The sequence below is a fragment of the Pseudomonas sp. FW215-R2 genome, assembly GCF_058789255.1.
In genome coordinates this window covers 1-25,915 of the sequence record NZ_JBYTBO010000018.1, presented here as the reverse complement: position 1 = coordinate 25,915, position 25,915 = coordinate 1, and the positions used below count along the sequence as shown (strand labels likewise).

Genomic DNA, 25,915 nt, shown 5'->3' with positions numbered 1-25,915 from the left:
ATTGGGATTGGAGACATATCCGTTGCTGCGGTTACGGCCGCTTAGGGTTCCGCCCTTACGGCGGGTCACTTTTGGCAAACGCCCCAAAAGTAACCAAAAGGTCTCTACCCTGACGTACGGCCCCTCGCTGAGGCTCGGGGTTCCTTCGCTCCGGGATTGATCCGGGGGCATCGCCTACGGTTTGCTTCGCTGCACCTCCTCTCGATGTGTTTGGCTTCGCCAAACGGTCGCTGCGCTCCCACCCCGAATCAATCCCTCCACTCAGCCTGCCGACGGGCCCTGCGATCAAAAGCGGTACTCGAGCTAACGCTCATCGTGTTGAGTAGTGAGGGGCGGGTGTTCGGCTTTGGTTTTGTGGTGGGTTTACCCCTCACCCCAGCCCTCTCCCCGAGGAGAGGGAGCCGATTGGTGTGCTTTTCAAAGCCTGAGTTCAACGCGGTATTGCACGTCGGCGTAGCTCTGCCAAACAACTCGGTCAGTCCCCTCTCCCTCTGGGAGAGGGCTAGGGTGAGGGGCTCTAGATGTGGCTCTTGATGTGGCTTTTGATTTTTTGCCCCTTCGGCAGGCCGAGCGGAGGTGTTCATCAGGGGGTAGGCGCGCAGCGCCGTGCGGCGAAGCCGCATACATCGAGAGGAGGTGCAGCGAAGCAAACCGTAGGCGATGCCCCCTGATGGACACCGTAGCGAGGGAACACTGAGCCTCAGCGAAGTGCCGTACGCTGGGGTCCAGCCTTTTTGGTTACTTTTTCGGCGTTTGGAAAAAGTGACCCGCCGTAAGGGCGGAACCCTAGGAAGCCGTTACCGCAGCAACGGATATGCTCACAAATCCCAAAACCAAAAAACAACGCCCATTGACCCATCACGAACCCATGCGTAGCCTTGCGCTTTCGAGGTTCTTCGGCCCACGCCGAAGCTAAGAAGGGAACGCGGTCCAAGCCGCGGCTGCCCCCGCAACTGTGAACGGTGCTGTTCGCTGCCACGCCACTGCCAGCTCAATCCAGAGCCAGCGGGAAGGCGCAGCGAATACCGGGCCAAGGCCCGAACACCGTCAGCCAGGAGACCTGCCTCGTCACAGATTCTCACTTTCAACCGGGCGGGGTGATCCGGTGGCGAACTCTCCAGGCACGCACCCGTGTTGCCGGTCTCGTCCCGTATGCCCGCCACCTTGCCAAAGGGCATCCGATGAAAACACTGGCCAAACTCCCCGTCACCATCGTCACCGGCTTCCTCGGCTCGGGCAAAACCACCTTGCTGCGGCACATGCTCGACAACGCTCAGGGCCGCCGTATCGCGGTGATCGTCAACGAGTTTGGCGAGCTGGGCATCGACGGTGAAATCCTCAAGCAGTGCACCATCGGCTGCACCGAAGAAGAAGCCACCGGCCGCGTCTACGAACTGGCCAACGGCTGCCTGTGCTGCACGGTTCAGGAAGAGTTCTTCCCGGTGATGCGCGAACTGGTGGCCCGTCGCGGTGACCTCGACCACATCCTCATCGAAACTTCGGGCCTGGCTCTGCCAAAACCGCTGGTGCAAGCCTTCCAGTGGCCGGAAATCCGCAGCGCCTGCACCGTTGACGCGGTGATCACCGTGGTCGACAGCCCGGCCGTGGCCGCCGGCACCTTCGCCGCGTTCCCGGATCAGGTCGATGCCCAGCGCAAACTCGACCCGAACCTGGATCACGAATCGCCGCTGCACGAACTGTTCGCCGACCAACTGGCCAGCGCCGACCTGGTAATCCTCAACAAGGCCGACCAGACCAGCCCTGAAGATTTGGCGCGCGTACGCCTGGAAGTCGCCGAAGAGCTGCCGCCAGCGGTGAAAATCATCGAAGCCAGCAACGGCCGTCTGCCGCTGGACGTGCTGATTGGTCTGGGTGCCGGTTCCGAAGAGCACATCGACAGCCGCCACAGCCATCACGATCACCACCACGGTGAAGGCGATGACGATCATGACGACCACGATCACGATGCTTTCGATTCAATCTCCATCGAACTGCCGCAAGCCGACGAAAGCCTGTTGCTCGATGCGCTGACGCAACTGGTGGTTCAGCACGGTATCCTGCGGGTCAAAGGCTTCGCGGCGATCCCGAACAAGCCGATGCGCCTGCTGATCCAGGGCGTGGGCACGCGTTTCGACAAGCATTTCGACCGTCAATGGGGCGCCGATGAGGCACGTGTGACGCGTCTGGTGTTGATCGGCCAGGAACTGGACGCGGCCAAGCTCGAAGCGCAATTGCGCGCCGCGCTCAGCGTTTAAGCCATGCACCTGCTCAGGACCCAGCCCGGCGGTTTCGTGTCGGATGACAACATTGCCGACCTTGGACAAACCCCCGCCGAGCTGGTGATCCTGTGCAGCGGCGACTCCAGCCTCGCACTGCTCGCCGAAGCCGCGCAGCAGCTGCCCGAAGATTACCCGAGCGTGCGGCTGGCCAACCCGATGCAGGTGCAGAACCATGCGTCGGTCGACCTCTACGTTGACGAAGTGCTGCGCCACGCCAAGGTCATTCTGATTTCGCTGCATGGCGGCATCGCTTATTGGCGTTATGGCGTCGAGCGGCTGGTCGAGTTGTCCGAGCGTGGCGTGCAGGTGATTCTGGTGCCGGGCGATGACCGTCCCGACCCGGAGCTCAGCGACTTGAGCACCGTGGGCGCCGAGGATCGTGATCGGCTCTGGCAGTTCCTGCGTCAGGGCGGCATGGGCAATGCGCTGGATTTCTTCCGCTGTCTGGCCAATCGCTGGCTGGCGCGGGATTACGTGTGGGGCGAGCCGCAAACGCTGCCGCGCACGGCGATTTACCACCCAAACAAAAACACCGCCGCACTGAGCGACTGGCAAACCGATTGGCTGCCCGGTCAACCGGTCGCGGCGGTGTTGTTTTATCGCTCGCATTTGCAAGCGGCCAACACGGCGTTTATCGACGTGTTCTGCCAACGGTTGCAGGCTGCCGGACTCAATCCGCTGCCGATCGCCGTTGCCAGTTTGAAAGAGCCCGGTTGCCTGTCGGTGGTCGAGGACTGGCTGGATGAGGTCGAGGCTGGGGTGATTTTGAACACCACCGGTTTCGCCCAGTCCAGCCCGGAAGCGCCACATCTGCGGCCGTTCCGTCGCAACATTCCGGTGATCCAGGCGATCTGCGCCCAAGACAACGAGCCAGGTTGGCGTGACAGCGAGCAGGGCCTCGGCCCTCGGGATCTGGCGATGCACATCGCCTTGCCGGAGCTGGACGGCCGGATCATCAGCCGACCGATCAGCTTCAAGGATCTGGCGTGGCGCAGCGAGCGCAGTCAGTCCGATGTCGTGTGTTATCGGGCGCAGCCTGAACGCATGGATTTTGTGGCCGAACTGGCGCGCCACTGGGTCGATCTGGCGCGGGTGCCGAACGCTGAAAAACGTATCGCGCTAATCCTCGCCAACTACCCGACCCGTGACGGGCGCATCGGCAACGGCGTCGGCCTCGACACGCCGGCCGCTGCGCTGAATATCCTGCGGGCATTGCAAGCCGAAGGTTATCCGCTACCTGCCGAATTGCCTGATAGCGGCACCGAACTGATCCGGCAACTGCTCGGCGGCGTCAGCAACGATCTCGATACTCTGGATCAGCGCCCGTGCCAGCAAAGCCTGGCGATGAACGACTACCTGATGATGTTCAACGCATTGCCCGAAGCCAATCGCGCGGCGGTGCTGGAACGTTGGGGGTCGCCGCAAAACGATCCGATGTGCCGTGACGGGCGGATGATGATCGCCGGCCTGCGTTTTGGCCTGACTTTCGTCGGCATTCAACCGGCGCGGGGTTATCAGGTCGATCCGAGCGCGGTGTATCACGACCCCGATCTGGTGCCGCCACACGCTTACCTCGCGTTCTATTTCTGGCTGCGCCAGACCTACGGCGCTCACGGCGTGATCCACGTCGGCAAGCATGGCAACCTTGAATGGCTGCCGGGCAAAGGCGTGGGCTTGTCGGAGAACTGCTGGCCGGACGCATTGCTCGGGCCGCTGCCGAATATCTATCCGTTCATCGTCAACGACCCGGGCGAGGGCGCCCAGGCCAAGCGTCGCACCCAGGCCGTGATCATCGACCATTTGATGCCGCCGCTGACCCGCGCCGAAACTTACGGCCCGTTGCGCAATCTCGAATTGCTGGCCGACGAATATTACGAAGCGCAATTGCTCGATCCGCGCCGCGCCCGTGAATTGCAGCGCGACATTCTGCAACTGGTGCGTGACACGCAGATCGATCGCGAACTGCAACTCGACGAAGCCCTCGACAGCGACGCTGACGCGGCGATCTGGCTGCCGCGTCTGGACACTTATCTGTGTGATCTGAAGGAGTCGCAGATCCGCGATGGTCTGCACATTTTCGGTGAGTCGCCGAGCGGACGGCTGCGCATCGACACCTTGCTGGCGCTGCTGCGGATTCCCCGTGGCGATGGCAAAGGTGCTCAGTCGAGCCTGTTGCGGGCATTGGCCAAGGCGTTTCAACTGGGTTTCGATCCGCTGGATTGCGTGCTTGCTGAGCCTTGGACTGGCCCGCGTCCAATGGAGCTGCTGTCGGTCAGCGATGAAGTCTGGCGCACGGCGGGGGATACCCGTGAACGCCTTGAGCTGTTCGCGGGGCAATTGATCGAGCAGTCACTGGCGGGTGATGTGGCGCAACTGGACGCTTCTGGCTGGTCAGATGTGCAGGCGATCGTCAGTGCCCTGCGCGAAGTGATCGCTCCACGCCTGGACGCCTGCGGCCCGGCCGAAATGCGCGGTCTGCTCGACGCTCTGAGCGGTCGCTTTGTCCCGGCCGGCCCAAGCGGTGCACCGAGTCGTGGTCGCCTCGATGTATTGCCCACCGGGCGCAACTTCTATTCGGTGGACGTGCGCAACCTGCCGACCACCACCGCGTGGCGGATCGGTTTCCAGTCCGCAACCCTGATTCTCGAACGACACCTGCAGGATCACGGCGACCATCTACGCCAGCTCGGTTTGTCGGTCTGGGGCACGGCGACCATGCGCACCGGCGGTGACGACATCGCCCAGGCCATGGCGCTGATGGGCGTGCGTCCGGTATGGGCCACTGGAAGTCAGCGCGTCGATGATTTCGAGATTCTGCCGCTGAGTCTGCTCGACCGGCCTCGGGTCGATGTCACGCTGCGGGTCTCTGGATTTTTCCGCGACGCGTTCGCCAATCTGATTCGTTTGTTCGACGCTGCCGTGCAAGCCGTGGCGGAGCTGGACGAACCGGACGACCTCAATCCGCTGGCCGCCAAAGTGCGTGCCGAACGTGAGGCCTTGCGGCAGTCAGGGCTGGACGAAGAGGCTGCCCGGCGTCAGGCCGGCTGGCGGATCTTCGGTGCCAAGCCCGGCGCTTATGGCGCGGGCGTGCAGGGCGCCATCGATGGTCGCCTGTGGCAGAGCCGCGAAGATCTGGCCGAGGTCTACCTGAACTGGGGCGCCTACGCCTATGGCGGTTCCGATGAAGGCACCGCCGCCCGCGAGCAATTCGTCCAGCGCCTGAGCCAGGTGCAGGCCGTGCTGCAAAACCAGGACAACCGCGAGCATGACTTGCTCGATTCCAACGACTACTACCAGTTCCAGGGCGGCATGCTCGCGGCCGTCGAAACCCTGCGCGGCGAAGCGGCGGCCAGTTATCACGGCGATCACAGTCAGCCGGATTTGCCGAAGATCCGCACCCTGAAAGAAGAGCTGAACCGGGTGATCCGTTCCCGGGCGGCGAATCCGAAATGGATCGACGGCGTCAAACGCCACGGCTATAAAGGCGCGTTCGAACTGGCGGCAACCATCGACAACCTGTTTGCCTTCGATGCCACCACCCAACTGATCGACGATCACCAGTACGCGTTGCTGGCCGACGCCTATCTGCTGGACCCGGCGACCCGCGAGTTCGTGCGCGAGCATAATCCCCACGCGCTGCGCGACATGACCGAGCGCATGCTCGAAGCGCAGCAGCGCGGGATGTGGCAGGAGCCGGGCGCGTACCGCGAAGCGTTGGAAAACCTGTTGTTGGATATAGAAGAAGAGAGCTGAACATGACCGATACCCCACATTTTCCGCTCTCTGCGGTGGTCGGCGCCGACGATCTGAAGCTGGCGCTGTACCTGACCGCCATCGACCCGAAGATCGGCGGTGTGCTGATCGAAGGCCCACGCGGCATGGCCAAGTCGACCCTGGCCCGGGGCCTGGCGGATTTGCTGGCCAGCGGTCAGTTCGTCACCTTGCCATTGGGTGCGACTGAGGAACGGCTGGTCGGCACCCTCGATCTGGATGCGGCACTCAGCGACGGTCGCGCGCAGTTTTCTCCCGGTGTGTTGGCCAAGGCTGACGGCGGCGTACTGTATGTCGATGAAGTGAACCTGTTGCCGGATCATCTGGTGGACCTGCTGCTCGATGTGGCCGCCAGCGGCACCAACCTGATCGAGCGCGACGGCATTTCCCATCGTCATTCGGCGAAGTTTGTATTGATTGGCACGATGAACCCGGAAGAGGGCGAGTTGCGCCCGCAACTGCTCGATCGCTTTGGTCTCAACGTCGCCCTTAGCGGTCAAACGGCACCGGTTGAACGCGGGCAGATCATTCGCCGGCGACTGGATTTCGACAGCGATCCGCAGGCCTTCTGCGGGCAGTGGGAAGCCGAGCAACAAGCCCTGCGTGAGCGCTGTGAAAACGCCCGCAATGCCTTGGCGAATATTCCCCTCGATGATGAAGCGTTGGCGCAGATTACCGAGCGTTGCTTTGCGGCCGGTGTCGATGGCCTGCGTGCCGATCTGGTCTGGCTGCGTGCGGCGCGGGCTCATGCGGCGTGGCGTGGCGCCGAAGGCATCGCCGAGCAGGACATCGATGCCGTGGCTGAATTTGCACTGCGTCATCGCCGCCGCGAACAGTCGCCATCCCATGCGCAGCAACCGGCGCAAGCGCCGTCCGGCACCCAGACGGCGCCGAGTGAAGGGCAGGGGCAGTGGGGTGAAATGCCGGCGCCGGCCCTTGCCACCGGCACGCGTCGCGAAGTACCTGTCTGGCCAAAAAAGCCTTAGGCATTCGCCCCCGATCCGACGCGGGGGCGAATGCCAGACCCCGTGCCGGACGTCTGGACAATGGCCGGCAAGGCAAACGTCATGCTGCTCGCAGTGGCTCGGTGAACTGGCCGGGCACATTGCTCAATGGCCGGCCGAAAGTGCGCTCGGATCTGCTGTTTCAACTACGCACCCGTACGCCTCATGAACTGTGGCTGGTGATCGTCGACGCCTCGGCCTCGACCCGTCGTCATCAAGCGTTGAGCGATGCCAAGGGTGTGCTCGCGCAATTGTTCGATGACGCCTACCGACAACGGGCGCGTCTCGCCTTGCTGACCGCCAGCGGCGCAGCGCCGAAATGGCAGGTGCAGGGTTTGAAAGCTTCCAGCGGATTGCGTGCGTGGCTCGAGGATTTGGGCGCGGGCGGTGGCACGCCATTGCTGGCGGCGCTGACTGAGGCTGAACACTGGCTGACCGTGCGTCGCAAGCGATTCCCCGCCGAGCAACAGCGTCTGTTGGTGCTCACTGATGGGCGCTTGAAAGAATGCTCGGGATTGCCGGTGCTGGCCTGTCCGGGCCTGTTGATCGATATCGAACGCGGGCCGATCCGCTTGGGCCGGGCCAAACAGTTGGCGACTGCACTGGAAGCGGATTACCGACATATCGACGATTTATTGTCGATATGAGGTCTATGCTGCAACCAGCCCATCTCACAAGGAGTGAATCATGCGCGTACTGGTTGCCAATTCTCAGGACGATTTTCGCGTAAAGGCTTACGCCGGCACCAACGGCGTGCTGCTGGCGATGGACCTCGCCGAACCCCGCCGCAAAGGCCTGCTGGGGTTTGCCATCGAGAAGCAGCAGGGCGACAAACCCTGGCAGTTCCTGTTCAACAGCCTGACTTTTCCCGGCAAGGCTCACACCTTCCCGCAGTTTCACGCCACACCGAGTGACATCGCGCCCCTGCAGAAATTTCGCTGGGCCGATTACGCGGTCTATCCCGGCACAACCATGCACTACCGCGTGCACTTGGCCTATGGCACTGCCGACGCGCCGGTGCTGGGGGAGTCGCTGGAACTGAGCATTACCTCGGATGACGGTCACCCGGCCAACCAGAGCGTGATCTTTAACCGCGCCGTGGCCGCCAGCCAGGCATTCCAGCGCAAGTTTCCCGATCTCGACGCACAGATCAGCGCCAACAAGAACATGCCTATCGAAGCCTGGCCAGACGCCGCTCGACAATGGCTGGAAAACGGCCTGCTCGGGCGCTTGCAAGGGTTTATCGAGCGCGCCGTCGACGGGCAATGGGCACTGGACATCGCGATCTACGAGTATCAACTGCAAGCCATCATCGACACGGTGAACGCCGCATTCGATCGCGGTGTGCAGGTGCGGGTGCTGTATCACGCCAAGCCCGGTGACGAAGACACCACGATGAACGAGGCCAGCCTCGCCAAATTACCGGACACCAGCAAGCGCGGCCGGGTAACCCACGATATTTTCCATGACAAGTTCATCGTTCTCAGCCACATCGCCGGTGGTGAGCGGCAGCCGCAGGCCGTGCTGTGCGGCAGCACCAATTTCACCGCCAACGGCGTGTATCGTCAGGCCAACGTGGTGCATGTGCTGGACGACACGGCCATCGCAGCCAGCTATCTGCAGACGTTCGAGCAGGTCTGGGCGACGCCGGCGGATGTCGGTGCCACCCGCGACTGGATCACCCAGCACAACCCCATGAACCCGGCGCAACCGCTGTTTGCCGGGTTCTCGCCGCGCAGTGGCGGTGCCGATCTGCGGGCGTTCGTCGACATCATCAATGCGGCGAAGAAGGACGTGCTATTCGTCACGGCATTTACCTTGCCAGACGCGATTCTCAACGCACTGCTCGGACAGCCCCACGACGACATCCTGCGTTACGGCCTGCAGAACACCGTGAGTCGCATCACCGGATTCCACGCCGACCGTACGGCCGAGTTCGCTGCCACTGCGCTGCTCAACACCGGGCTGGAAGGCTGGTTGAAAGAGAACATGAAAGGCCAGAAGGGCAACCTGCTGGTGCACACCAAAGCGATCGTCACCGACTTCACCAGTGACAACCCGACCATCATCAGCGGCAGCCACAATCTCAGCGCAGCGGCCAGCAACGGCAACGACGAGAACTTCCTGATCATTCGCGGCGACACCGAATTGGCGGACCGTTATGGCCTGGAACTGTTGCGGTTCTACGAGCATTACCGCTTCCGCTATTTCGCGAAAAAACTGGCGCTGAAGCAGGTGCAGCCGCTGGCGGCGGATGACAGCTGGACCAACGACTATTACGTCGAAGGGGATTTGCGCCAGCTGTCTCGTCTGCGGTTTGCCGGGCGCTAGCGCTTATACATCCATCGCCTGGCGGTACTGCCGGGTGCGGCGACTGAGGTACAAGCGGTCGCGAATCAGCGCCCAGAGTGCCGACACTTCCGGATGCGGCTTGCGACCCCGGCTCAGGCGCACCATCTGGAAGCGCACCACGGCCATGTTCGCCAGCGCCGCCAGCGGTTTGCGTTTCCAGCGGATCGGTGGCAGTTGCGGCTGACTGTGGCGGCCTTCGCGCCAGTGTTTGACCAGGTTCGGCTCAATGGCCATCGCCGTGGCGATGCCGGCCATGGCGAGGCCGCTGTCGAGCACTTGTTCGACGACTGGCAGGCGGCGGATGCCACCGGTGACCATCACCGGCATGCGCGCCACGCTGGCCAGTTCGCTGGCCATCTCCAGAAAGAATGCCTCACGGGCCAGGGTGCGCCCGTCGCGGGCTTCGCCTTGCATCGCCGGCGCTTCGTAGCTGCCGCCGGACAGTTCCAGCAGGTCGATCGGCTGTTCGTTGAGCCATTCGATCACCTGACGGGCGTCGTCCGTGTCGAAACCGCCGCGCTGGAAGTCCGCCGAATTGAGCTTCACTGCCACGCAAAACTGTGGCGACACCGCCTGACGCACAGCCTCGATCACCGACAGCAGCAGGCGCGCACGGTTTTCCAGCGAACCACCCCAGCGATCGGTGCGACGATTGGTCAGCGGCGAAAGAAACTGGCTGAGTAGATAACCGTGGGCGGCGTGGATCTGTATGCCGGTGAATCCGGCTTTTTCGGCGAGTGCTGCGCTCTTGGCAAAACGTTGAATCACATCCTCGATGTCGTCCTCGGTCATCGGTTTGGGCTCGGCGAACAGTTTCGAGAACGAACCCATGTCCAGGGCCACCGCTGACGGCGCCAGCGCTTGCTGGCCCATATTGGCGAAGGTCTGGCGGCCGGGATGGTTGAGCTGCACCCAGACCTGCGCGCCGCCACTGCGGGCGATTTCGGCCCATTGGCGGAAACGGTCCAGATGCCGTTCGTCTTCCAGCACCACGCCGCCGGGGCCGGTCATCGCGCGGCGGTCGATCATCACGTTACCGGTCAGCAGCAACCCGGCACCGCCCTCGGCCCAGGCCTGGTACAGGCGGAACAATTCACGGGACGGTGCCTGGTCACGATCCGCGAGATTTTCTTCCATGGCGGCTTTGGCGATACGGTTGCCGACGGTCTGGCCGTTGGGCAGATTCAAAATCTGGAAGGGCGACATTGCTTGACTCCTCATCAGTGATGGAGAGAGGCTAAGCTTAAAGTTAACTTTAATGTCAAGCAGGCAATTCGAGGTTGGAATGAAAATTGGTGAATTGGCGCAACAGAGCGGGCTGAGCGCTTCGAGCATTCGTTTCTACGAAGCCCAGGGCCTGATTCCCAAAGTGGAAAGGCTGGGCAATGGCTATCGGCGTTACCCGCCGCAAGTGCTGCAGACCCTCAATATCATTCGCTGCGCCCAGCAGGCCGGGTTTTCCCTTGAAGAACTCAAGCAGTTGCTGCCAGCTGCCGGAACCGGAGAGTTCAAGCACGATGAACTGGTGGAAGGCCTGACGCGCAAGGTCGAGCAGATCGAAGTCATGCAACAGCATCTGGCCCAGAGCAAGGCGCGGCTGCTGGAGGTGATCGACAGCATTCAATCGAAGCCGGAAGGCATGAGCTGCGGTGCGAATGCCGAACGGGTGCTGGCCTCGATCTACCCGGAATCCTGAAGCGACGGCGAAGGCGTACAGATTTTGAAATGATTTCCAGCTGTAGGAAAAGTCATCTGAGCCTGTACGCTTCAAGGCCTTTTTTCATTCAGGATTTGCATGAACACCCTCTCGGAGCCTCCCAGTTCGACTCAAAGAACCACGTTCCCTTCGCGCCATGGCGCGGTCTTGACGCACTCGCAGCATCCAGTCTTCCGACTCCCGACTATCGTTGATGGCGCAGCCTTCGAGCTTTCGCGCCGCACTTTGCCGTGTCCGGCAGCCTGAATTCACTGAAGAGAGATAGAGACAGATTATGGAATGGTTAGCGGATCCCACGGCATGGCTGGGCTTGTTGACACTGATCGTGCTGGAACTGGTGCTGGGTATCGACAACCTGGTGTTCATCGCGATTCTGGCGGACAAACTGCCGCCGCATCAGCGCGACCGTGCGCGAATCATCGGTTTGAGCCTGGCGCTGATCATGCGTCTTGGCCTGCTGGCGAGTATTTCCTGGCTGGTCACCCTCACGGCACCATTGTTCGAAGTGTTCGGCAAGAGTTTCTCCGGCCGCGACCTGATCATGCTGTTCGGTGGTGTGTTCCTGTTGTTCAAGGCGACCATGGAGTTGCACGAACGGCTGGAAGGCCATATCGGCGAGCGTTCGACCAACACGGCTTATGCGTTGTTCTGGCCGATCGTGGCGCAGATTGTCGTACTCGATGCGGTGTTCTCCCTCGATGCGGTGATTACTGCCGTGGGCATGGTCGACGAACTGGCGGTGATGATGATCGCGGTGATCGTGTCCATTGGTGTCATGATCATTGCCAGCAAACCGTTGACCCGCTTCGTCAACGCCCACCCGACGGTGATCATGCTCTGTCTGGGCTTCCTGATGATGATCGGTTTCGCCCTGACCGCCGAAGGCCTGGGCTTCCACATCCCGAAAGGTTATCTGTACGCCGCGATTGGTTTCTCGATCCTGATCGAGGTGTTCAACCAGATCGCCCGTGCTCGTCGCAAGCGCTCGATGCAGGGTTTGCGCCCGATGCGTGAGCGTACGGCCCACGCGGTGATGCGTTTGTTGGGCGGTCGCAAACTGGCGGTGGAAGAGGTGGGCGAGGAGATCTCCGACTTGCTGGACAATGGCGAGGCGCCAAGTGCAGAGCTGTTCGACCGACGTGAGCGAGTGATGATCAGCGGCGTGCTGCAACTGGCTGAACGGCCGATCCGCACCCTGATGACCGTGCGCGCCGATGTCGATCACATTGACCTCGCGGATGACGCAGGGGCAATTCGCACGCGATTGATGCATTCCTCCTACTCGCGCCTGCCGCTGATTCGCAACGGCGCGGTGGATGAACCCTTGGGCTTCGTTCACAAGAAGGAACTGCTGAAGGAGTATCTGGCCGGCAACGAGCCAAACCTCGAACACCTGGCGCGCAAGACGCTGAACCTGCTCGACAGCTATTCGATCCTCAATGCATTGGAGCAGATGCGTGCAGCATCGACCCATATTGCGTTTGTAGTAAACGAGTTCGGTGATTTTGTCGGCGTGCTGACCATGACCGACATTCTCGAATCGATCGCCGGCGAGTTGCCGGACGCCAGCGAAATCGCTGGCCCGGACGTGGTCGAGGAGCAGGGCGGGTTTGTGGTGAACGGCGCTTTGAACCTGACACGTATTCGTCAGCGCACCGGCTTCACCGCCGAGCCAACCGAGGATTACCAGACCCTCGCCGGGTTGGTGATGAGTCTGCTGGATCGGTTGCCGATGAAGGGTGATCGTCTGGTACACGATGGTTGGGGCATGACCGTGATGGCGGTCGAGGAGCGACGGGTGACGCGGGTGTTGCTGGTGCGTGAGGCCTGACGGCCTCACTGATGAAAGGTATACCGGTCTTTGCCGGTGTGCTTTGACTCATACAACGCTTCATCAGCCTTGATCAGGGCCTGGTTGAGGGTGTCACCATCTTCGACCCGGGCCACGCCGATGCTGATGGTCACCGGGTACCGGGTGGTTTGCTCACGCACCACCCGGCACAACTCACCGGCCAATGCCTCGACGTCGTCGCGGCGTACGCCGGCCAGATAAATCGCAAACTCCTCGCCACCCAGTCGCGCGTACTCGAACGGTGCCATCACCGCTTTGATGTCTGCCGCGATCCGCTTGAGCACTTCATCGCCGATGTCGTGGCCGTACACATCATTCACTTTCTTGAAGTTGTCGATGTCGATCATCGCCAGGTAATGGTCGTCTTCGCGGGGCACCGCTTGCAGGCTTTTTTCGGCGCGGGTCATGAACGAGCGGCGGTTGGGGATTTCAGTCAGGGTGTCGTTGTAGGCCTGATCCAGCAACAGCTTGGACATGATGTAGTTGTAGAGCTTGGTCTCACGCAGTTTGAGGAACGTGTAGATCGTCAGCGCACAGAGAAACACGCTGTAGCAGATGGTCATCACCCCTTTGAGTTCCAGCAGGCCGATACCGGTGCCCATGAACGGGTTGAGTATCAGCCAGGTGATGACCTGCGCACCGAAGAACGACCAGCGACTGAGTGGCAACACTGAGGCGCTGTAGAGCGTGGTGGCGGCGGCAAGCACCAGCCAGATGCCATGAAACGTCGGCGGCAGGCCGTCGATCACCAGACGTATGCCCAAGGTGATGACGAACACGAAGGTCAGGTTCAGCCAGTCGAAGTGGCGGGCCTTGCGCGTGAACATCAGCACCACGGCAAGCACCGCAAACGCGGCGATGAAGATCATCGAACGCCAGGTGAAGCCCTGATCGCCGAGGAAACTGACGATCAGGTCGAAGGCCAGCCAGATGCCCATGCTGGCCAGATAGATCAGCAGGCAGAACGAGTGCAGCCGCTCGAACTCATGCTGGATGAACTCGTCCCACAGCTCGGCGGGCGCGGTTCGCTTCAGGACTTCGTCTTCAATGGTTTTGTACATTGCTGCCCGGATGCTTGCGCTGGTTGTCGAGAATCACCTGTCCCCACGGTCGATAGCGCAGGGAAAACACTGCATTTTGATGGCAACCGGTCGAGGTGGCATCAGGGGTTGCCGGCTCCGCGCGGAACGGCTCGCCTTCGCGACTGACCTGGCGGAACGCTTCACGCACGATTCCGACGGAGCAGGGCAGTGCACTGGCATAACCGCTGCGCACCAGCACTGGCAGGCGCCCGGTGCCAGCGCCGTCCTGCCACCAGACGTGCGCACCGGCCGCTGTAAGATCCCCCAGCCATTGGGCGTTGACTGTCGGAGCAAGCTTGCCGGCACTGAAGGCGCTGACATGCAGCGGTGCATCCAGTTTTGCCGCGAAATCCTTCAGCTGACGCTGGAGCGTTGCCCGTCGATCGGCCGCTAGAAAGTGCAAGTCATCCAGCTCCAGCGGTAGATACCAACCGCTGACCGGCAGTTTCCATTCCTGGCGCAACTTCTGTTGTTGCGCCAGCGATTGACCCAGTTGCGCCTGCCAGTAGGCACCGAGGCCGGCGCTGTCCAGTTCGTCGATGCGCTTGTAATACGCCGGGTCCATCGACAGCCCGAGCACCAGTTGCAGACCTTGTTGTTCGGCAAGTTTCAGGCTGTTGGCGAGCCAGCCATTGGCACCACCGAAGTCCGAGTCGCCATACGCGGTCCACTGCACGATCACCGTTCGTGTGCCTTGTCTGGAGGTGTCCTGCCAGACTTTCTGCCATTGCGCCTGCGTCAGGCCGGCGTCGACATTCAGCGGCTGATAGAACACCCGCTCATCGGCCCGTGCGAGTGTGGCGCCCATCAGCAGGCAGAAAAACAACATCCATCGAGCCATCAGAAATTCCACTCCACGCCCAGCAGCACACCGTTGCCGCCTTCATACAGATTGCCGCCCAGGGACTGTTGATATTCGGTGCGTACCGTCAGTTTCGACCGGTAGGCGTTGTAGCGATCTTCGTCGTACCACCACTGCCAGCGCAGACCCACGCCGGTGCGCAGATCCTGGCGCCAATCGTTGCTCGGGTCCTGGCTGGCAAATTCGAGGAAGCCGTAAGGCATGATTGTCTGGGCGCCACTGTTTGGCAGCTTCCAGGCATGCCCCTGCTGGAACCGCGACAGCCATTGATGATCGCCGGCCTTGGTCCACCAGGCGGCGTCGAGGTAGAGGAAACGCTCATCCCAATCGTTTTCATCGACGCGCCAGTCGTTGCGGTACTTGCCCTGATCGAGGAACGAGGCAGTCGCGCGCAGCAGATAGTCGGTGGTGGTGTGGCCGTCCTGGCGGTGATCGTTGACCTGATCCAGCAACTTTTCCGGCACCAGCATCTGGCCGAGGCTCAGGCTGTGGTTGTCGTCATCGTTGAACTGGCTCTGTTTGTAGATCTCACCGTAGAAGTTGATGTTCTGCGTGCCCCACGGCTTGTAGCGCAGGCCGACACCGGCAGCGAGGGATTCAGCGTAACTGGAGCGACCCTGGCCACCTAGCAGCACCCGACCGTACACCGACAGCGTGCTGCCGGCGCGGCTCGGTTCGTCGCCGAGGGCGTGGTCCCACATCGCCAGTTGCACGTTTTGCGAGTCGGCGCGGCGGCGCGAACCTTTGCTTTCGTCCGGTCGCACGAAGTCATTCGTCGATACCCCGGCCGGTGACCAGGTGCTGGCAATCGTCCGGCTGTCGCGGCGGGAGAGGGTTTCATGGGCGCGGCGCTGACGGTAACGCCGCGCTTCCATGCTGCCGTCCTCGTCGTCGGCAGCCACCGGGTTCTGTTCCAGATCAATCACCCGACGCAGTTCCTTGCGGGCAGAGGCGCTGTCTTCCGCTTCGTCATAACGCCAGGCCAGGGTTTCACCCAGTCGATAGTCCTCGGGGAAATCACGGGTGGCCTGTTGCAGATAGGGGATTGCGGTGGCGCGTTCCTCGCGGGTTTCGGCACCGGCCAGACGCATGCCGTAGTCGGCGCGATAACGTGGGTTGTTCGGGTCGCGGCGTACTGCCTCGGCCAGCCATGCTGTACTTTGTGGCAGGTCGCCGGCCTTTTGCGCAGTGACCGACGCCGCGTAGAAATGCCCGGCGTCCGGTGCTTGTTGCAAGGCTTTACGCTGACGTTCAAGTGCCTGGACATGATCGCCACGAGCGTCGGCGATTGCCGCGCCGAGGGCCCATTCGTTGGCGCCGCGGGTGGTGCTTTGCTGCCAGTAGCGTTCGGCTGTCTGGCTGTCACCGGCATTCAGCGCGCTGCGGCTCGCGGTGAGGCGCGCGTTGTCGCTCAGTTCCGCTGCCGGGAGGCTGCGCCAGATGGCCAGTGCGCCAGCCGAATCACCGGCGGCTTCCAGGGCGTACGCCAACGGCAGACGACTGCCGCGGTCGCCGAGTTTTTCCGCTTGCTGGTAATAGACGACAGCCTCGCCCGGCCGATCCGGCATCGCGCAACGCCCCAGTGCCCGGTAATCGCCGGCGACCTGCGGGTGGTTGCCGATGGCATGCTGAACGGCATCGCACTGACCGTTTTCTGCCAGTTGCGCGAGTAACTGACCACGGGTGGCACCATCCACATGGGTGAGCAACGAAGCCATTCGCCGTTGTTGTTCCGGTGTTGTGGTTTTCGAAGCTGCATAAAGCCCGGCCAGACGTTGGAGTGCAGTGGCCGGCAAGCGTCCTTGATGACGGTCGAAAGCGGTTTCCAGTAACTGTTGCGCCTGTGCGCGATCGCCATTGTTTACCGCCAGATAGGTGGCCTGATTTAGCGAATTCAGGCTGCCGGTCTGCCGGTAGTGAAGCTCCCACAAGGTCTGCGCTTCGGTCATGCGGCCCATGCGTTGCGACAGTTCTGCGCGACGTTTGACGATTTCAGGTGTTTGCGTCTGGCCGGCCAGCCAGGCGTCGACCTTGTCACTGCGCCCCTGTTCCTGCCAGACACCCAGCAATTGCTCCTGACGGCGACTGTCCCACGGCTGCGGCAGTCGGGTGGTCTGCAGCAGGTCGGTGGCTTGCAGGCGCTGGGCGAGTATCAGCCAGGTGCGCGGGTCGTCGTCAGGCGTGCAGCTGCGAAATTGCTTGAGCGCTGCTTCCGGGTCCTGGCGTGACAACCATTCAGCGGTCTCCAGGCACGGCCGTTGCAGATCGTTGCTCAAACGCTGCACGGTCGGCACATCTTCGGTCTTGCGTGCCAGCTCCCACAGGCGCTGACGTTGCGTGGGATCGGCCAGATCGGAGTCCGGCAACGACTGAATCCAGCGTTGCGCCTGTTGTTCGTGACCCATGGCAATGGCGCGGTCGACCATTGCCAGACGGACCTTGCGTGCGGCCTCCGGAGTCGGTGCCTGTTGCAGCAGTTGTTGCAGCGGTTTTTCGTCGAGGCGCTGTACATAAGCATTGGCCAGACGTTGCCAGCCTTCGGCATCCAGCTGTTTACGGGCGGCGAGCGGTGCGAGCTGATCGATGGTGCCGCTCCAGTCGCGCAGCTGTTCCGACCAGTTGGCCCGTGCCAGACGCAGGATATTGTCATCGCCCTTGGGCGACAGCTGTGCCAGCCAGTCGTGAGCCTTGGCCGCGCCGCCGAACTTGGCGAGACTCAGACTGTAGGCCTGCCACAGACGCACGCGATCATTCAGGCTGCTGGTAGCCATCCAGCTTTCAACCTGAGTGCTGGTGGGTGGATCCTGTTCGATCCAGGTCAGGCGCAGGTCGAGGAGGGCGTCGCTGTTGTCCGGCAGCGCCTGCATGGCGTCCTTGTAGCGGCGTTGTTTGGCCAGCGACTCAACCAGCAGCGCTCGGGCCTCGTCGTTTTTCGGGACCTTTTCCAGCAAGTGGCGCATCAGTCGTTCGACTTCTTTCCAGTTGCCCTTTTTCGCTTCGCGATAGCTGCGGTCCATGTAGGGATAGCTGCGAAATTGTTCGAAGTCGCTAAGCGGCGCGGCCTGTAGCGGATACGCGGTGCTCAGGCCCAGCAGCAGGCTGCCCATCAGCAGGGTGTGACGATGCCCAGGCTTCATGCGACCTCCCGGACAATGCGGTAGGCGGCTTGCTGTTCGCTGGCCTGATCGGCGAGGGCCTGTTCCAGGACTTCCTGGGTGATCATGCCGCGGGAAATCAGATGCTCCCCGAGTGACATGTTTTCGGCATCGAAATCGATCAACGCCTGATTGAACAAGGTTGGCGGCACCATACCGCGAACCTGCAGCAGATTGCCCAGCAGCACCTGATGGCGGCTGACCCGCTCCAGCAAGGCTTCATCGTCCTGATGGCGCTCAAGTACTTCGAGCATATGACGCACTTCCTCATTCTGGCGGGGGCTGGCGTACCAGTAACGAATCCCCAGCGTAACGCGGCCCTGCGGTGCCAGACGGCTACGCACCGGGCGTTTCAATTGACGGCTGATCGCGCCGAGCGAGACCTGGCTGACCGGGCCTTCGGAGGCCAGAATCAGGGTGTCGCCTTCTTCGGCCACCGGCAGCACGCCGTAGTGCGATGCGACCCGGCGTGGCACGGCATCGATCAGGCGCTTGTCGAGCTTGAACGGGTTGAGTGGCGCCCACTCCAGGTCAAGCTGTTCGGCAAGTGTTTGAACCAGCTGAGTGCTGTCGATGTACTCACGCAGCAGCAGTTCGCGACCCAGTCGACGACGCACCGGACTGGTGATCGCCGCTTCCAGTTGTTCTTCGGTCAGCAGGCCTTTTTCCACCAGTCGATGGCCGAGCGGGGTGCGTTGTGCCTTGGTCAGTGCCGGGAATTCGTGGGTGGTCTTGTCCCAGGCCACACGCCGTGAGTCGCCCATCTCCATCACCTGGCGCAGGGCGCGCAGGTTGGCGAAGAAATTGACGAAGTTGCTCCACATCATGCGCGGCGCCGACAACAGACCTTCGACCAGCCCGTAGTAGCGAGTGACAAACCAGCCACGCTGGAACAGGCGGTTGAACAGCATCAAACCGTTGAGCCACAGCAGCACCGACAGCAACGAGCTGTCGGCGAGGATCGAGGGATAGTGCCATGACTCTGGGGCAATCACCGTGATGGCCCACATCGCCAGCAGCACCAGGAACAGCAGGTTGACCAGAAAGCTCAGCAGGTAGGCGATCAACCCGCGACGGTCACGCCACAGGAAGTAATTGAGCAGGCCTTTGCGGCTCCAGCCGAGGTTCTTGGTGCCTTGAAATACGATGCCGACGATCCACCGCGACTTCTGCCGGATTGCGTGTTGCAGGTCCCGGGGGAAGTGCTCGCGTACGCAGATCACCTGGGAGAACTCGCGGTTCATCCCGAACACCCACGGTTGCTCCAGCGCCAGTTTCGGATCGCTGACCGAATAGCGGGCGAAGATGCATTTCATGCCTTTCTGCTTCAGGCGGAAACCGATGTCGTAGTCCTCGGTGAGACTCTGCACATCGAAAGCAATACCGTCGCCGTCCTCCAGCAGCGCGCTGATGGCCTTACGGCTGAAGCAGGTGCCGACGCCGGCGCTGGGCACCTGGCCGGTGAGGGCTTCGCGCACGATGACGTCCTTGCCGTGGTTCTCGGCGAACTCATCGACGTAGTGCCCGGCGGTGAAGCCTTTCCATTCCGGTGCGTAGGGGTAGACCGGAATCTGGATCAGGTCCTTGTTCGGCAGCAGGTAGTTGTAGAGGCGCAACTCCATCGGCGAAATCACGTCTTCGGCATCGTGCAGGATGAAGCCGGCGAACTGGATCTTCGCTTCGCTCTCGAAACGCAGGATCGCATCGATGATGTTGTTCAGGCAGTCGGCCTTGCTGGTGGGGCCCGGTCGGGCGCAGACCACTTTGTGCACGTTGGGGTAGTGCTGGCAGACCGCATCGACGTCGGCCTGGGTTTCGGCGTCGTTGGGGTAGGTGCCGACGAAAATCTGATAGTTCTCATAATCGATGGTCGAGGCAGCCAGCCGCGCCATCTCGCCGACCACGCCGACTTCGTTCCACGCCGGCACCATGATCGCCAGCGGCTTCTCGGGAATCGAATACAGGCGTTCCTCGTCAGCGCGCTTGAATTTCTCGTAGATCCGCCAGCGCCGAATTAACTTGCGGCTCCAGTACACCAGATCGATGAACAGGTCATCGAGGCCGAGGATGAACATCAGCAGGGCGAGGAGGATCGCCACATACTTCAGACCAAACAGCACATACGCAAAAAAATCGACCCAGCCCAGGCTCATACCCCGTTACCCGCCGTCGAGCGTGCGCTCAGCCAGGCGTGGAGGCGTTTGGCGATACGTTCGCTGGCGTGACCGTCACCGTATGGGCTGTGGACGCGGCTCATGCGTTTGTAGGTCGCTTCGTCATCGAGCAACTGGCTGGCTTCCTTGACGATCTTTGCGGTGTCGGTGCCCACCAGCAGCACGGTGCCGCCCTCAAGCACGGAGGGGCGTTCGGTGACGTCACGCAATACCAGCAGCGGCTTGCCGATGGCCGGCGCTTCCTCCTGGACGCCGCCGGAGTCGGTCAGGATGAAGTGCGCACGGCCCATCAGCCAGACGAAGTTCGGGTAATCCTGGGGGGCGACCAGATAGATGTTGGGTTTGTCGGCGAGCATGCCGTACACCGCGCTCTGCACCTGCGGATTGAGGTGCACCGGGTAGACGAATTGCACATCCGGGTAACGCAGGGCGAGATCGGCCAGGGCCTGGCAGATGTTCTGGAAACCGTCGCCGAGGTTTTCCCGGCGATGGCCCGTGATCAACACCATCCGACGGCTGTCGTCGAGCACCGCCAGAGGTGAATCGGCAGCCGGGCGCCAGTTGCTCTGTTGCTGGTTCGTGCGCATCCACAGCAGCGCATCGATGACGGTATTGCCGGTGATTTCGATGTTGTCCTGCGGCACGCCTTCGCGCAGCAGATTGGCTTCGGCTTTGCCGGTCGGCGGGAAGTGCAGGTCGGCGATCACGCCGGTCAGACGTCGGTTGGCTTCTTCAGGCCAGGGCGCGCGCAGGTTGCCGGTGCGCAAACCGGCCTCGACGTGGCCGATGGGCAGCTGGCGATTGAACGCGGCGAGGGCGGCGATGAAGCTGGTGGTGGTGTCGCCGTGTACCAGCACGATGTCCGGTTTGACCCGTTCGTAGGCCTGGTCGAGTTGTGCAAGCAGATGTTGCGACAGACCGTTGAGCGTCTGGCCCTGGGTCATCACTTGCAGGTCTTCATCGACCGTCAGTTCGAACGCGTCGAGTACCTGTTTGAGCATCTCCCGATGCTGGCCGGTCGAGCAGATGTTGAGTTTGATGTCGGGCCACTGACGCAGAACCCGAGCCAGCGGGGCCATTTTGATGGCCTCCGGGCGAGTACCGAAAACCATCATGACGTTAAAGGACATTGACCCCTCCTGGGACGAAGCAAGGCCGTGGCCGGATAGCCAGCAGCACCTATCTCTTTCTGAGAAATAAAGAAAAGCAGCCGGATGGGAGCTTGTCCAATCCGGCGTTGAGGCTAGTTGTTACAGATCAATTGGAACGAAAGTGCCATATCTGATGGCTCTTAGGTGGCACTTTCAGGAAAAGTTCCATCGTTTTGCGCGGGGGATGGTGCAGAGGGTACGCAGGGTGTGGCGAAGCCAGCTCAGGTCATGGGGCGATTTGCGCGGCGCGGCGGGGTGTCTGGTTTTGCCGAGGAACTGGGTGAAGTCTTGCAGGAGTGATTCATCCGTACCGATGCCTTTCAGTTTTTTGAGCAGTACGCCTTCCTTGTAGAACAACACCGTCGGCGTACCCGTGACATCAGGATGTCGGCACGACAGTGCGGTATCGAGCATGAAGATATCCATCCAGGGCCGGAAGGGCTTGGCGACTTCGAGAAAAACGGGGCCGGAGAACACGCAGGCACCGCAGTGCTCGTTGAAGAAGTACAGGACGACAAGGCGCCTGGCTTTCAAGACCTTCCGGTACGTCGGGGGCAACGCTGAATATCGAGTCGGCGTCGTCATCGGAGCCTCCTTTATTCGATGCACAAGACGTCACGACGTTAAGGGAGCGGCGGTCGCTGTCGCAACTGTCAGAGTTGACAGGTGCCGAGCGCAATTTTTCGTGCGCCGCGCACCGATATGTGGCCCGAGTACCCGTCGCGTGTAGCCAACGGTAGCGCGGCGTCCCTGTCACTGCGCGTAACACCGTTCCGAACACTTTTCACATCCCTTTGATTCAGAACGCATTTCAATCCGTTGCGGATTCCTGGCGATTCCTGTGGCACACTTTCTGCTGTTCATTCCGTAGTAACAAACCGTGTTCCGGTATAGCGGAATAAACAATCCTCTGGAGTGCTTGCCATGCATCGCCGACTTTCCTTGTTCAAAGCGTGTGTTTTTGTTCTCGCGGCTTCGTCCGCTGTCATGGGTATGGCCCAGGCGGCCGACAGCAAGCTCGACAGCGTCCTGGCCCGTGGAAAACTGATCGTGGGGACCGGCAGCACCAACGCGCCGTGGCACTTCCAGGGCGCGGACGGCAAGTTGCAGGGCTTTGATATCGACATCGCCCGGATGGTGGCCAAGGGTCTGTTCAATGATCCGAGCAAGGTCGAGTTCGTGGTGCAGTCGTCCGATGCGCGGATTCCCAACCTGCTGACCGACAAGGTCGACATGAGCTGCCAGTTCATCACCGTCACCGCCAGCCGTGCGCAGCAAGTGGCGTTCACCCTGCCGTATTACCGCGAAGGCGTCGGCCTGCTGCTGCCGAACAACAGCAAGTACAAGGAAATCGAAGACCTGCAAGCCGCTGGCGACAGCGTGACCGTGGCCGTGCTGCAGAACGTGTACGCCGAGGAATTGGTGCACCAGGCGCTGCCCAAGGCCAAGGTCGATCAGTACGACAGCGTCGATCTGATGTATCAGGCCGTGAACTCCGGTCGCGCCGATGCCGCTGCTACCGACCAGTCTTCAGTCAAATACCTGATGGTCCAGAACCCTGGCCGCTATCGCAGCCCGACATACGCCTGGAGTCCGCAGACCTACGCCTGCGCCGTCAAACGTGGCGATCAGGACTGGCTGAACTTCGTCAACACCACCTTGCATGAAGCCATGACCGGTGTTGAATTCCCGACCTACGCGGCATCGTTCAAGCAATGGTTCGGCGTTGATCTGCCATCGCCCGCTATCGGTTTCCCTGTCGAATTCAAATGATCCCGTGAGAGTGGGGCGCCCTGATGCGCCCCGCTCAAGGTACTGCCAACCATGAACTATCAGTTGAACTTTGCCGCCGTGTGGCGCGATTTCGACACCTTGCTGGCGGGGCTCGGTCTGGGCCTCGAACTGGCGCTGGTGTCGATCGCCATCGGCTGCGTAATCGGCCTGCTGATGGCGTTTGCCTTGCTGTCGAAGCATCGCGCCTTGCGGGTGCTGGCATCGGTGTATGTGACGGTGATCCGTAACACGCCGATTCTGGTGTTGATTCTGTTGATCTACTTTGCGTTGCCGAGCCTGGGGATCCGGCTGGACAAGATCCCGTCGTTCATCATCACCCTGTCGCTGTATGCGGGGGCGTACCTGACCGAAGTGTTCCGGGGCGGCTTGTTGAGCATCCCCAAGGGTCAGCGCGAAGCGGGACTGGCCATCGGCCTGGGCGAGTGGCAGGTGAAGGCCTATGTCACCGTGCCGGTGATGTTGCGCAACGTGCTGCCGGCGCTGTCGAACAACTTCATTTCGCTGTTCAAGGACACCTCGCTGGCCGCCGCGATTGCGGTGCCGGAGCTGACCTACTACGCGCGCAAGATCAACGTCGAGAGCTACCGGGTGATCGAAACCTGGCTGGTGACCACGGCGTTGTATGTCGCGGCCTGTTACCTCATTGCCATGCTGCTGCGTTATCTCGAGCAGCGTCTGGCGATCCGCCGATAGGAGGCTGCGATGTACGAATCCCCCAGTTGGTTGCATGAGTTGTGGATTGCCCGCGAAGCCTTGTGGCAAGGCTTTCTGACCAGTGTGCAGGTGTCGGCGCTGGCCATTCTGTTCGGCACGATCATCGGTGTATTCGCCGGGCTGGTACTGACCTATGGCAAGTTCTGGATGCGCGCGCCGTTCCGCTTTTATGTCGACCTGATTCGCGGCACACCGGTGTTTGTGCTGGTACTGGCCTGCTTCTACATGGCGCCGGCGCTCGGTTGGCAGATCAGCGCGTTTCAGGCGGGTGCCTTGGGTCTGACGCTGTTTTGCGGCTCCCACGTGGCCGAGATCGTGCGCGGTGCGTTGCAGGCATTGCCACGCGGGCAGATGGAAGCGGGCAAGGCCATCGGCCTGACGTTCTATCAGTCCCTCGGCTACGTGCTGTTGCCCCAGGCGCTGCGGCAGATCCTGCCGACCTGGGTCAACTCGTCCACGGAAATCGTCAAGGCCTCGACCTTGCTGTCGGTGATCGGCGTGGCGGAGCTGTTGCTCAGCACCCAGCAGATCATTGCCCGGACGTTCATGACCCTGGAGTTTTATCTGTTCGCCGGTTTTCTGTTCTTCGTCATCAACTACGGCATCGAATTACTCGGCCGGCACATTGAAAAGCGGGTGGCCTTGCCATGACTCAAGCTCAAGTTTCCAACGTCCAGAACGGCCAGCCGCTGCTGGACATCCGTGGCCTGCACAAGCAATACGGCGCGGTCGAAGTGCTCAAGGGTGTCGACCTGAGCATGCAGCGCGGCAACGTGGTGACGCTGATCGGCTCCAGCGGCTCGGGCAAGACCACGCTGCTGCGTTGCGTGAACATGCTGGAGGAGTTCCAGGGCGGGCAGATCCTGCTCGACGGTGAATCCATCGGTTATGACGAACTCAATGGCAAACGCGTGCGCCACCCGGAAAAAGTCATCGCGCGCCATCGGGCGATGACCGGCATGGCATTCCAGCAGTTCAACCTGTTTCCGCACCTCACCGCGTTGCAGAACGTCACCCTCGGCCTGCTCAAAGTCAAAAAGATGCACAAGGACGAAGCCGTGGTCCTGGCCGAAAAATGGCTGGAGCGGGTCGGCCTGCTGGAACGGCGCAATCACTTTCCCGGCCAGTTGTCCGGCGGTCAGCAACAGCGCGTGGCGATTGCCCGGGCGATTGCGATGAACCCTAGCCTGATGCTGTTCGACGAAGTCACCTCGGCCCTCGACCCGGAACTGGTCGGCGAAGTGCTGAACGTGATCAAGGGCCTGGCCGAGGACGGCATGACCATGTTGCTGGTGACCCACGAAATGCGTTTTGCGTTCGAGGTCTCGGACAAGATCGTGTTCATGAATCAGGGGCGCATCGAAGAGCAGGGGCCTCCCAAGGAACTGTTCGAGCGTCCGCAATCGCCGCGGCTGGCTGAATTTCTCAAAAGCACGCGGTTCTGACTTTTTACTTTTTCAATCAGGAGACACATCCATGAGCATTACTCGTTACGGCACCGGCAGCACCGCCGCTGGCGGCCAGCCACGTCCATTTGCCCGCGCAGTCGAGGCCGATGGCTGGCTGCACGTTTCCGGTCAGGTGCCGGCGGTGGATGGCGAGATCATCGTGGGCGGCATCGTCGAACAGACTCACCAGACCATGAAGAACCTGATCGCGATTCTCGAAGAGGCCGGTTATGGCCTGGAAGACGTGGTACGTGCCGGGGTGTGGCTGGACGATCCGCGGGATTTCAGCAGTTTCAACAAGGTTTTCGGCGAATACTTCAAGCCCGAACACGCACCGGCCAGGGCCTGTGTGCAGGCAAGCATGATGGTCGACTGCAAGGTCGAGATCGACTGCATTGCGTACAAGAAGAAGGCTTGAGAGATGTGGCGTCGCTGAGGCCGTAGCCCCCTCACCCTAGCCCTCTCCCCCAGGAGAGGGGACTGATCTCTATCGATGCAGAGTCCGGCGTTTGGCAGCTAGTCATGTATCGATACGGTCAGGCTCCCTCTCCCTCCGGGAG

General features: G+C 61.4%; 19 protein-coding genes and 1 riboswitch. Of the genes, 12 read left to right on the top strand and 7 right to left on the bottom strand.

Features of this window, described 5'->3' with window-relative positions:
• Positions 1-872: 872 nt before the first annotated feature.
• Positions 873-1,082, top strand: a riboswitch (cobalamin riboswitch).
• A 99-nt stretch (positions 1,083-1,181) separates the two neighbouring features.
• Genes cobW through AC3WRD_RS22435 form a run of 5 tightly spaced genes read left to right on the top strand, consistent with a single transcriptional unit; the run spans position 1,182 to position 9,385 of the window.
• Complete coding sequence (gene cobW / locus AC3WRD_RS22455) at positions 1,182-2,255, top strand: cobalamin biosynthesis protein CobW (protein WP_096821605.1); 1,074 nt, start codon at positions 1,182-1,184, stop codon at positions 2,253-2,255.
• Between the two features lie 3 nt (positions 2,256-2,258).
• Entirely contained in the window at positions 2,259-6,032 is a 3,774-nt protein-coding gene (gene cobN / locus AC3WRD_RS22450) for a cobaltochelatase subunit CobN (RefSeq protein ID WP_102622719.1), read from the top strand.
• 2 nt (positions 6,033-6,034) lie between these two features.
• On the top strand, positions 6,035-7,036 hold the full coding sequence (locus tag AC3WRD_RS22445; protein ID WP_102622720.1) for a magnesium chelatase ATPase subunit I: 1,002 nt from the start codon (positions 6,035-6,037) through the stop codon (positions 7,034-7,036).
• Positions 7,018-7,701, top strand: coding sequence for a vWA domain-containing protein (locus AC3WRD_RS22440; protein ID WP_173861373.1), 684 nt, complete (start codon positions 7,018-7,020; stop codon positions 7,699-7,701). The genes AC3WRD_RS22445 and AC3WRD_RS22440 overlap by 19 nt, the downstream gene beginning before the upstream one ends.
• A gap of 40 nt (positions 7,702-7,741) precedes the next feature.
• Positions 7,742-9,385 (top strand): phospholipase D-like domain-containing protein, encoded by a 1,644-nt coding sequence (locus AC3WRD_RS22435; protein ID WP_102622722.1) that lies wholly within the window; start codon positions 7,742-7,744, stop codon positions 9,383-9,385.
• A 3-nt stretch (positions 9,386-9,388) separates the two neighbouring features.
• On the opposite strand, the gene AC3WRD_RS22430 is transcribed toward AC3WRD_RS22435, so the two are convergent.
• Positions 9,389-10,612 (bottom strand): NADH:flavin oxidoreductase/NADH oxidase family protein, encoded by a 1,224-nt coding sequence (locus tag AC3WRD_RS22430; RefSeq protein ID WP_102622723.1) that lies wholly within the window; start codon positions 10,610-10,612, stop codon positions 9,389-9,391.
• 79 nt (positions 10,613-10,691) lie between these two features.
• Between AC3WRD_RS22430 and AC3WRD_RS22425 the strand changes: the two genes are divergently transcribed.
• Together AC3WRD_RS22425 and AC3WRD_RS22420 are read left to right on the top strand one after the other, a co-directional pair.
• Positions 10,692-11,102, top strand: coding sequence for a MerR family transcriptional regulator (locus AC3WRD_RS22425; RefSeq protein WP_096821598.1), 411 nt, complete (start codon positions 10,692-10,694; stop codon positions 11,100-11,102).
• A gap of 295 nt (positions 11,103-11,397) precedes the next feature.
• Complete coding sequence (locus AC3WRD_RS22420; protein WP_102622724.1) at positions 11,398-12,954, top strand: TerC family protein; 1,557 nt, start codon at positions 11,398-11,400, stop codon at positions 12,952-12,954.
• Between the two features lie 5 nt (positions 12,955-12,959).
• Here the strand turns inward: AC3WRD_RS22420 and AC3WRD_RS22415 are convergent, their stop codons facing one another.
• The 6 genes from AC3WRD_RS22415 to AC3WRD_RS22390 form a co-directional block, all read right to left on the bottom strand.
• Positions 12,960-14,036, bottom strand: coding sequence for a GGDEF domain-containing protein (locus AC3WRD_RS22415; protein ID WP_102622725.1), 1,077 nt, complete (start codon positions 14,034-14,036; stop codon positions 12,960-12,962).
• Positions 14,020-14,898 (bottom strand): DUF4434 family protein, encoded by an 879-nt coding sequence (locus AC3WRD_RS22410; RefSeq protein ID WP_102622726.1) that lies wholly within the window; start codon positions 14,896-14,898, stop codon positions 14,020-14,022. The genes AC3WRD_RS22415 and AC3WRD_RS22410 overlap by 17 nt, the downstream gene beginning before the upstream one ends.
• On the bottom strand, positions 14,898-18,056 hold the full coding sequence (locus AC3WRD_RS22405; protein WP_102622727.1) for an NfrA family protein: 3,159 nt from the start codon (positions 18,054-18,056) through the stop codon (positions 14,898-14,900). The genes AC3WRD_RS22410 and AC3WRD_RS22405 overlap by 1 nt, the downstream gene beginning before the upstream one ends.
• On the bottom strand, positions 18,053-20,227 hold the full coding sequence (nfrB, locus tag AC3WRD_RS22400) for a cyclic di-3',5'-guanylate-activated glycosyltransferase NfrB (protein ID WP_102622728.1): 2,175 nt from the start codon (positions 20,225-20,227) through the stop codon (positions 18,053-18,055). Before nfrB ends, AC3WRD_RS22405 begins: the two co-directional genes overlap by 4 nt.
• Complete coding sequence (wecB, locus tag AC3WRD_RS22395; protein ID WP_102622729.1) at positions 20,224-21,378, bottom strand: non-hydrolyzing UDP-N-acetylglucosamine 2-epimerase; 1,155 nt, start codon at positions 21,376-21,378, stop codon at positions 20,224-20,226. The genes nfrB and wecB overlap by 4 nt, the downstream gene beginning before the upstream one ends.
• A 174-nt stretch (positions 21,379-21,552) precedes the next feature.
• Positions 21,553-21,984, bottom strand: a complete 432-nt coding sequence (locus AC3WRD_RS22390) for a thioredoxin family protein (RefSeq protein WP_102622730.1) — start codon at positions 21,982-21,984, stop codon at positions 21,553-21,555.
• A gap of 339 nt (positions 21,985-22,323) precedes the next feature.
• Here AC3WRD_RS22390 and AC3WRD_RS22385 point away from each other — a divergent pair, with 339 nt between their 5' ends.
• From AC3WRD_RS22385 to AC3WRD_RS22365, 5 genes are read left to right on the top strand one after another with little or no spacing between them, the layout of a single operon-like run.
• Complete coding sequence (locus tag AC3WRD_RS22385; RefSeq protein WP_102622731.1) at positions 22,324-23,172, top strand: transporter substrate-binding protein; 849 nt, start codon at positions 22,324-22,326, stop codon at positions 23,170-23,172.
• Positions 23,173-23,223: 51 nt separating this feature from the next.
• On the top strand, positions 23,224-23,886 hold the full coding sequence (locus AC3WRD_RS22380; RefSeq protein ID WP_059405928.1) for an amino acid ABC transporter permease: 663 nt from the start codon (positions 23,224-23,226) through the stop codon (positions 23,884-23,886).
• Positions 23,887-23,895: 9 nt separating this feature from the next.
• A complete protein-coding gene (locus AC3WRD_RS22375) occupies positions 23,896-24,558 on the top strand; it encodes an amino acid ABC transporter permease (RefSeq protein WP_102622732.1) in 663 nt (220 codons plus the stop codon).
• The gene (locus AC3WRD_RS22370) at positions 24,555-25,352 is read left to right on the top strand and encodes an amino acid ABC transporter ATP-binding protein (RefSeq protein WP_007960239.1); all 798 of its coding nucleotides are present in this window, start codon (positions 24,555-24,557) and stop codon (positions 25,350-25,352) included. The genes AC3WRD_RS22375 and AC3WRD_RS22370 overlap by 4 nt, the downstream gene beginning before the upstream one ends.
• A 31-nt stretch (positions 25,353-25,383) precedes the next feature.
• Positions 25,384-25,773 (top strand): RidA family protein, encoded by a 390-nt coding sequence (locus AC3WRD_RS22365; protein WP_007912330.1) that lies wholly within the window; start codon positions 25,384-25,386, stop codon positions 25,771-25,773.
• Positions 25,774-25,915 lie beyond the last annotated feature (142 nt).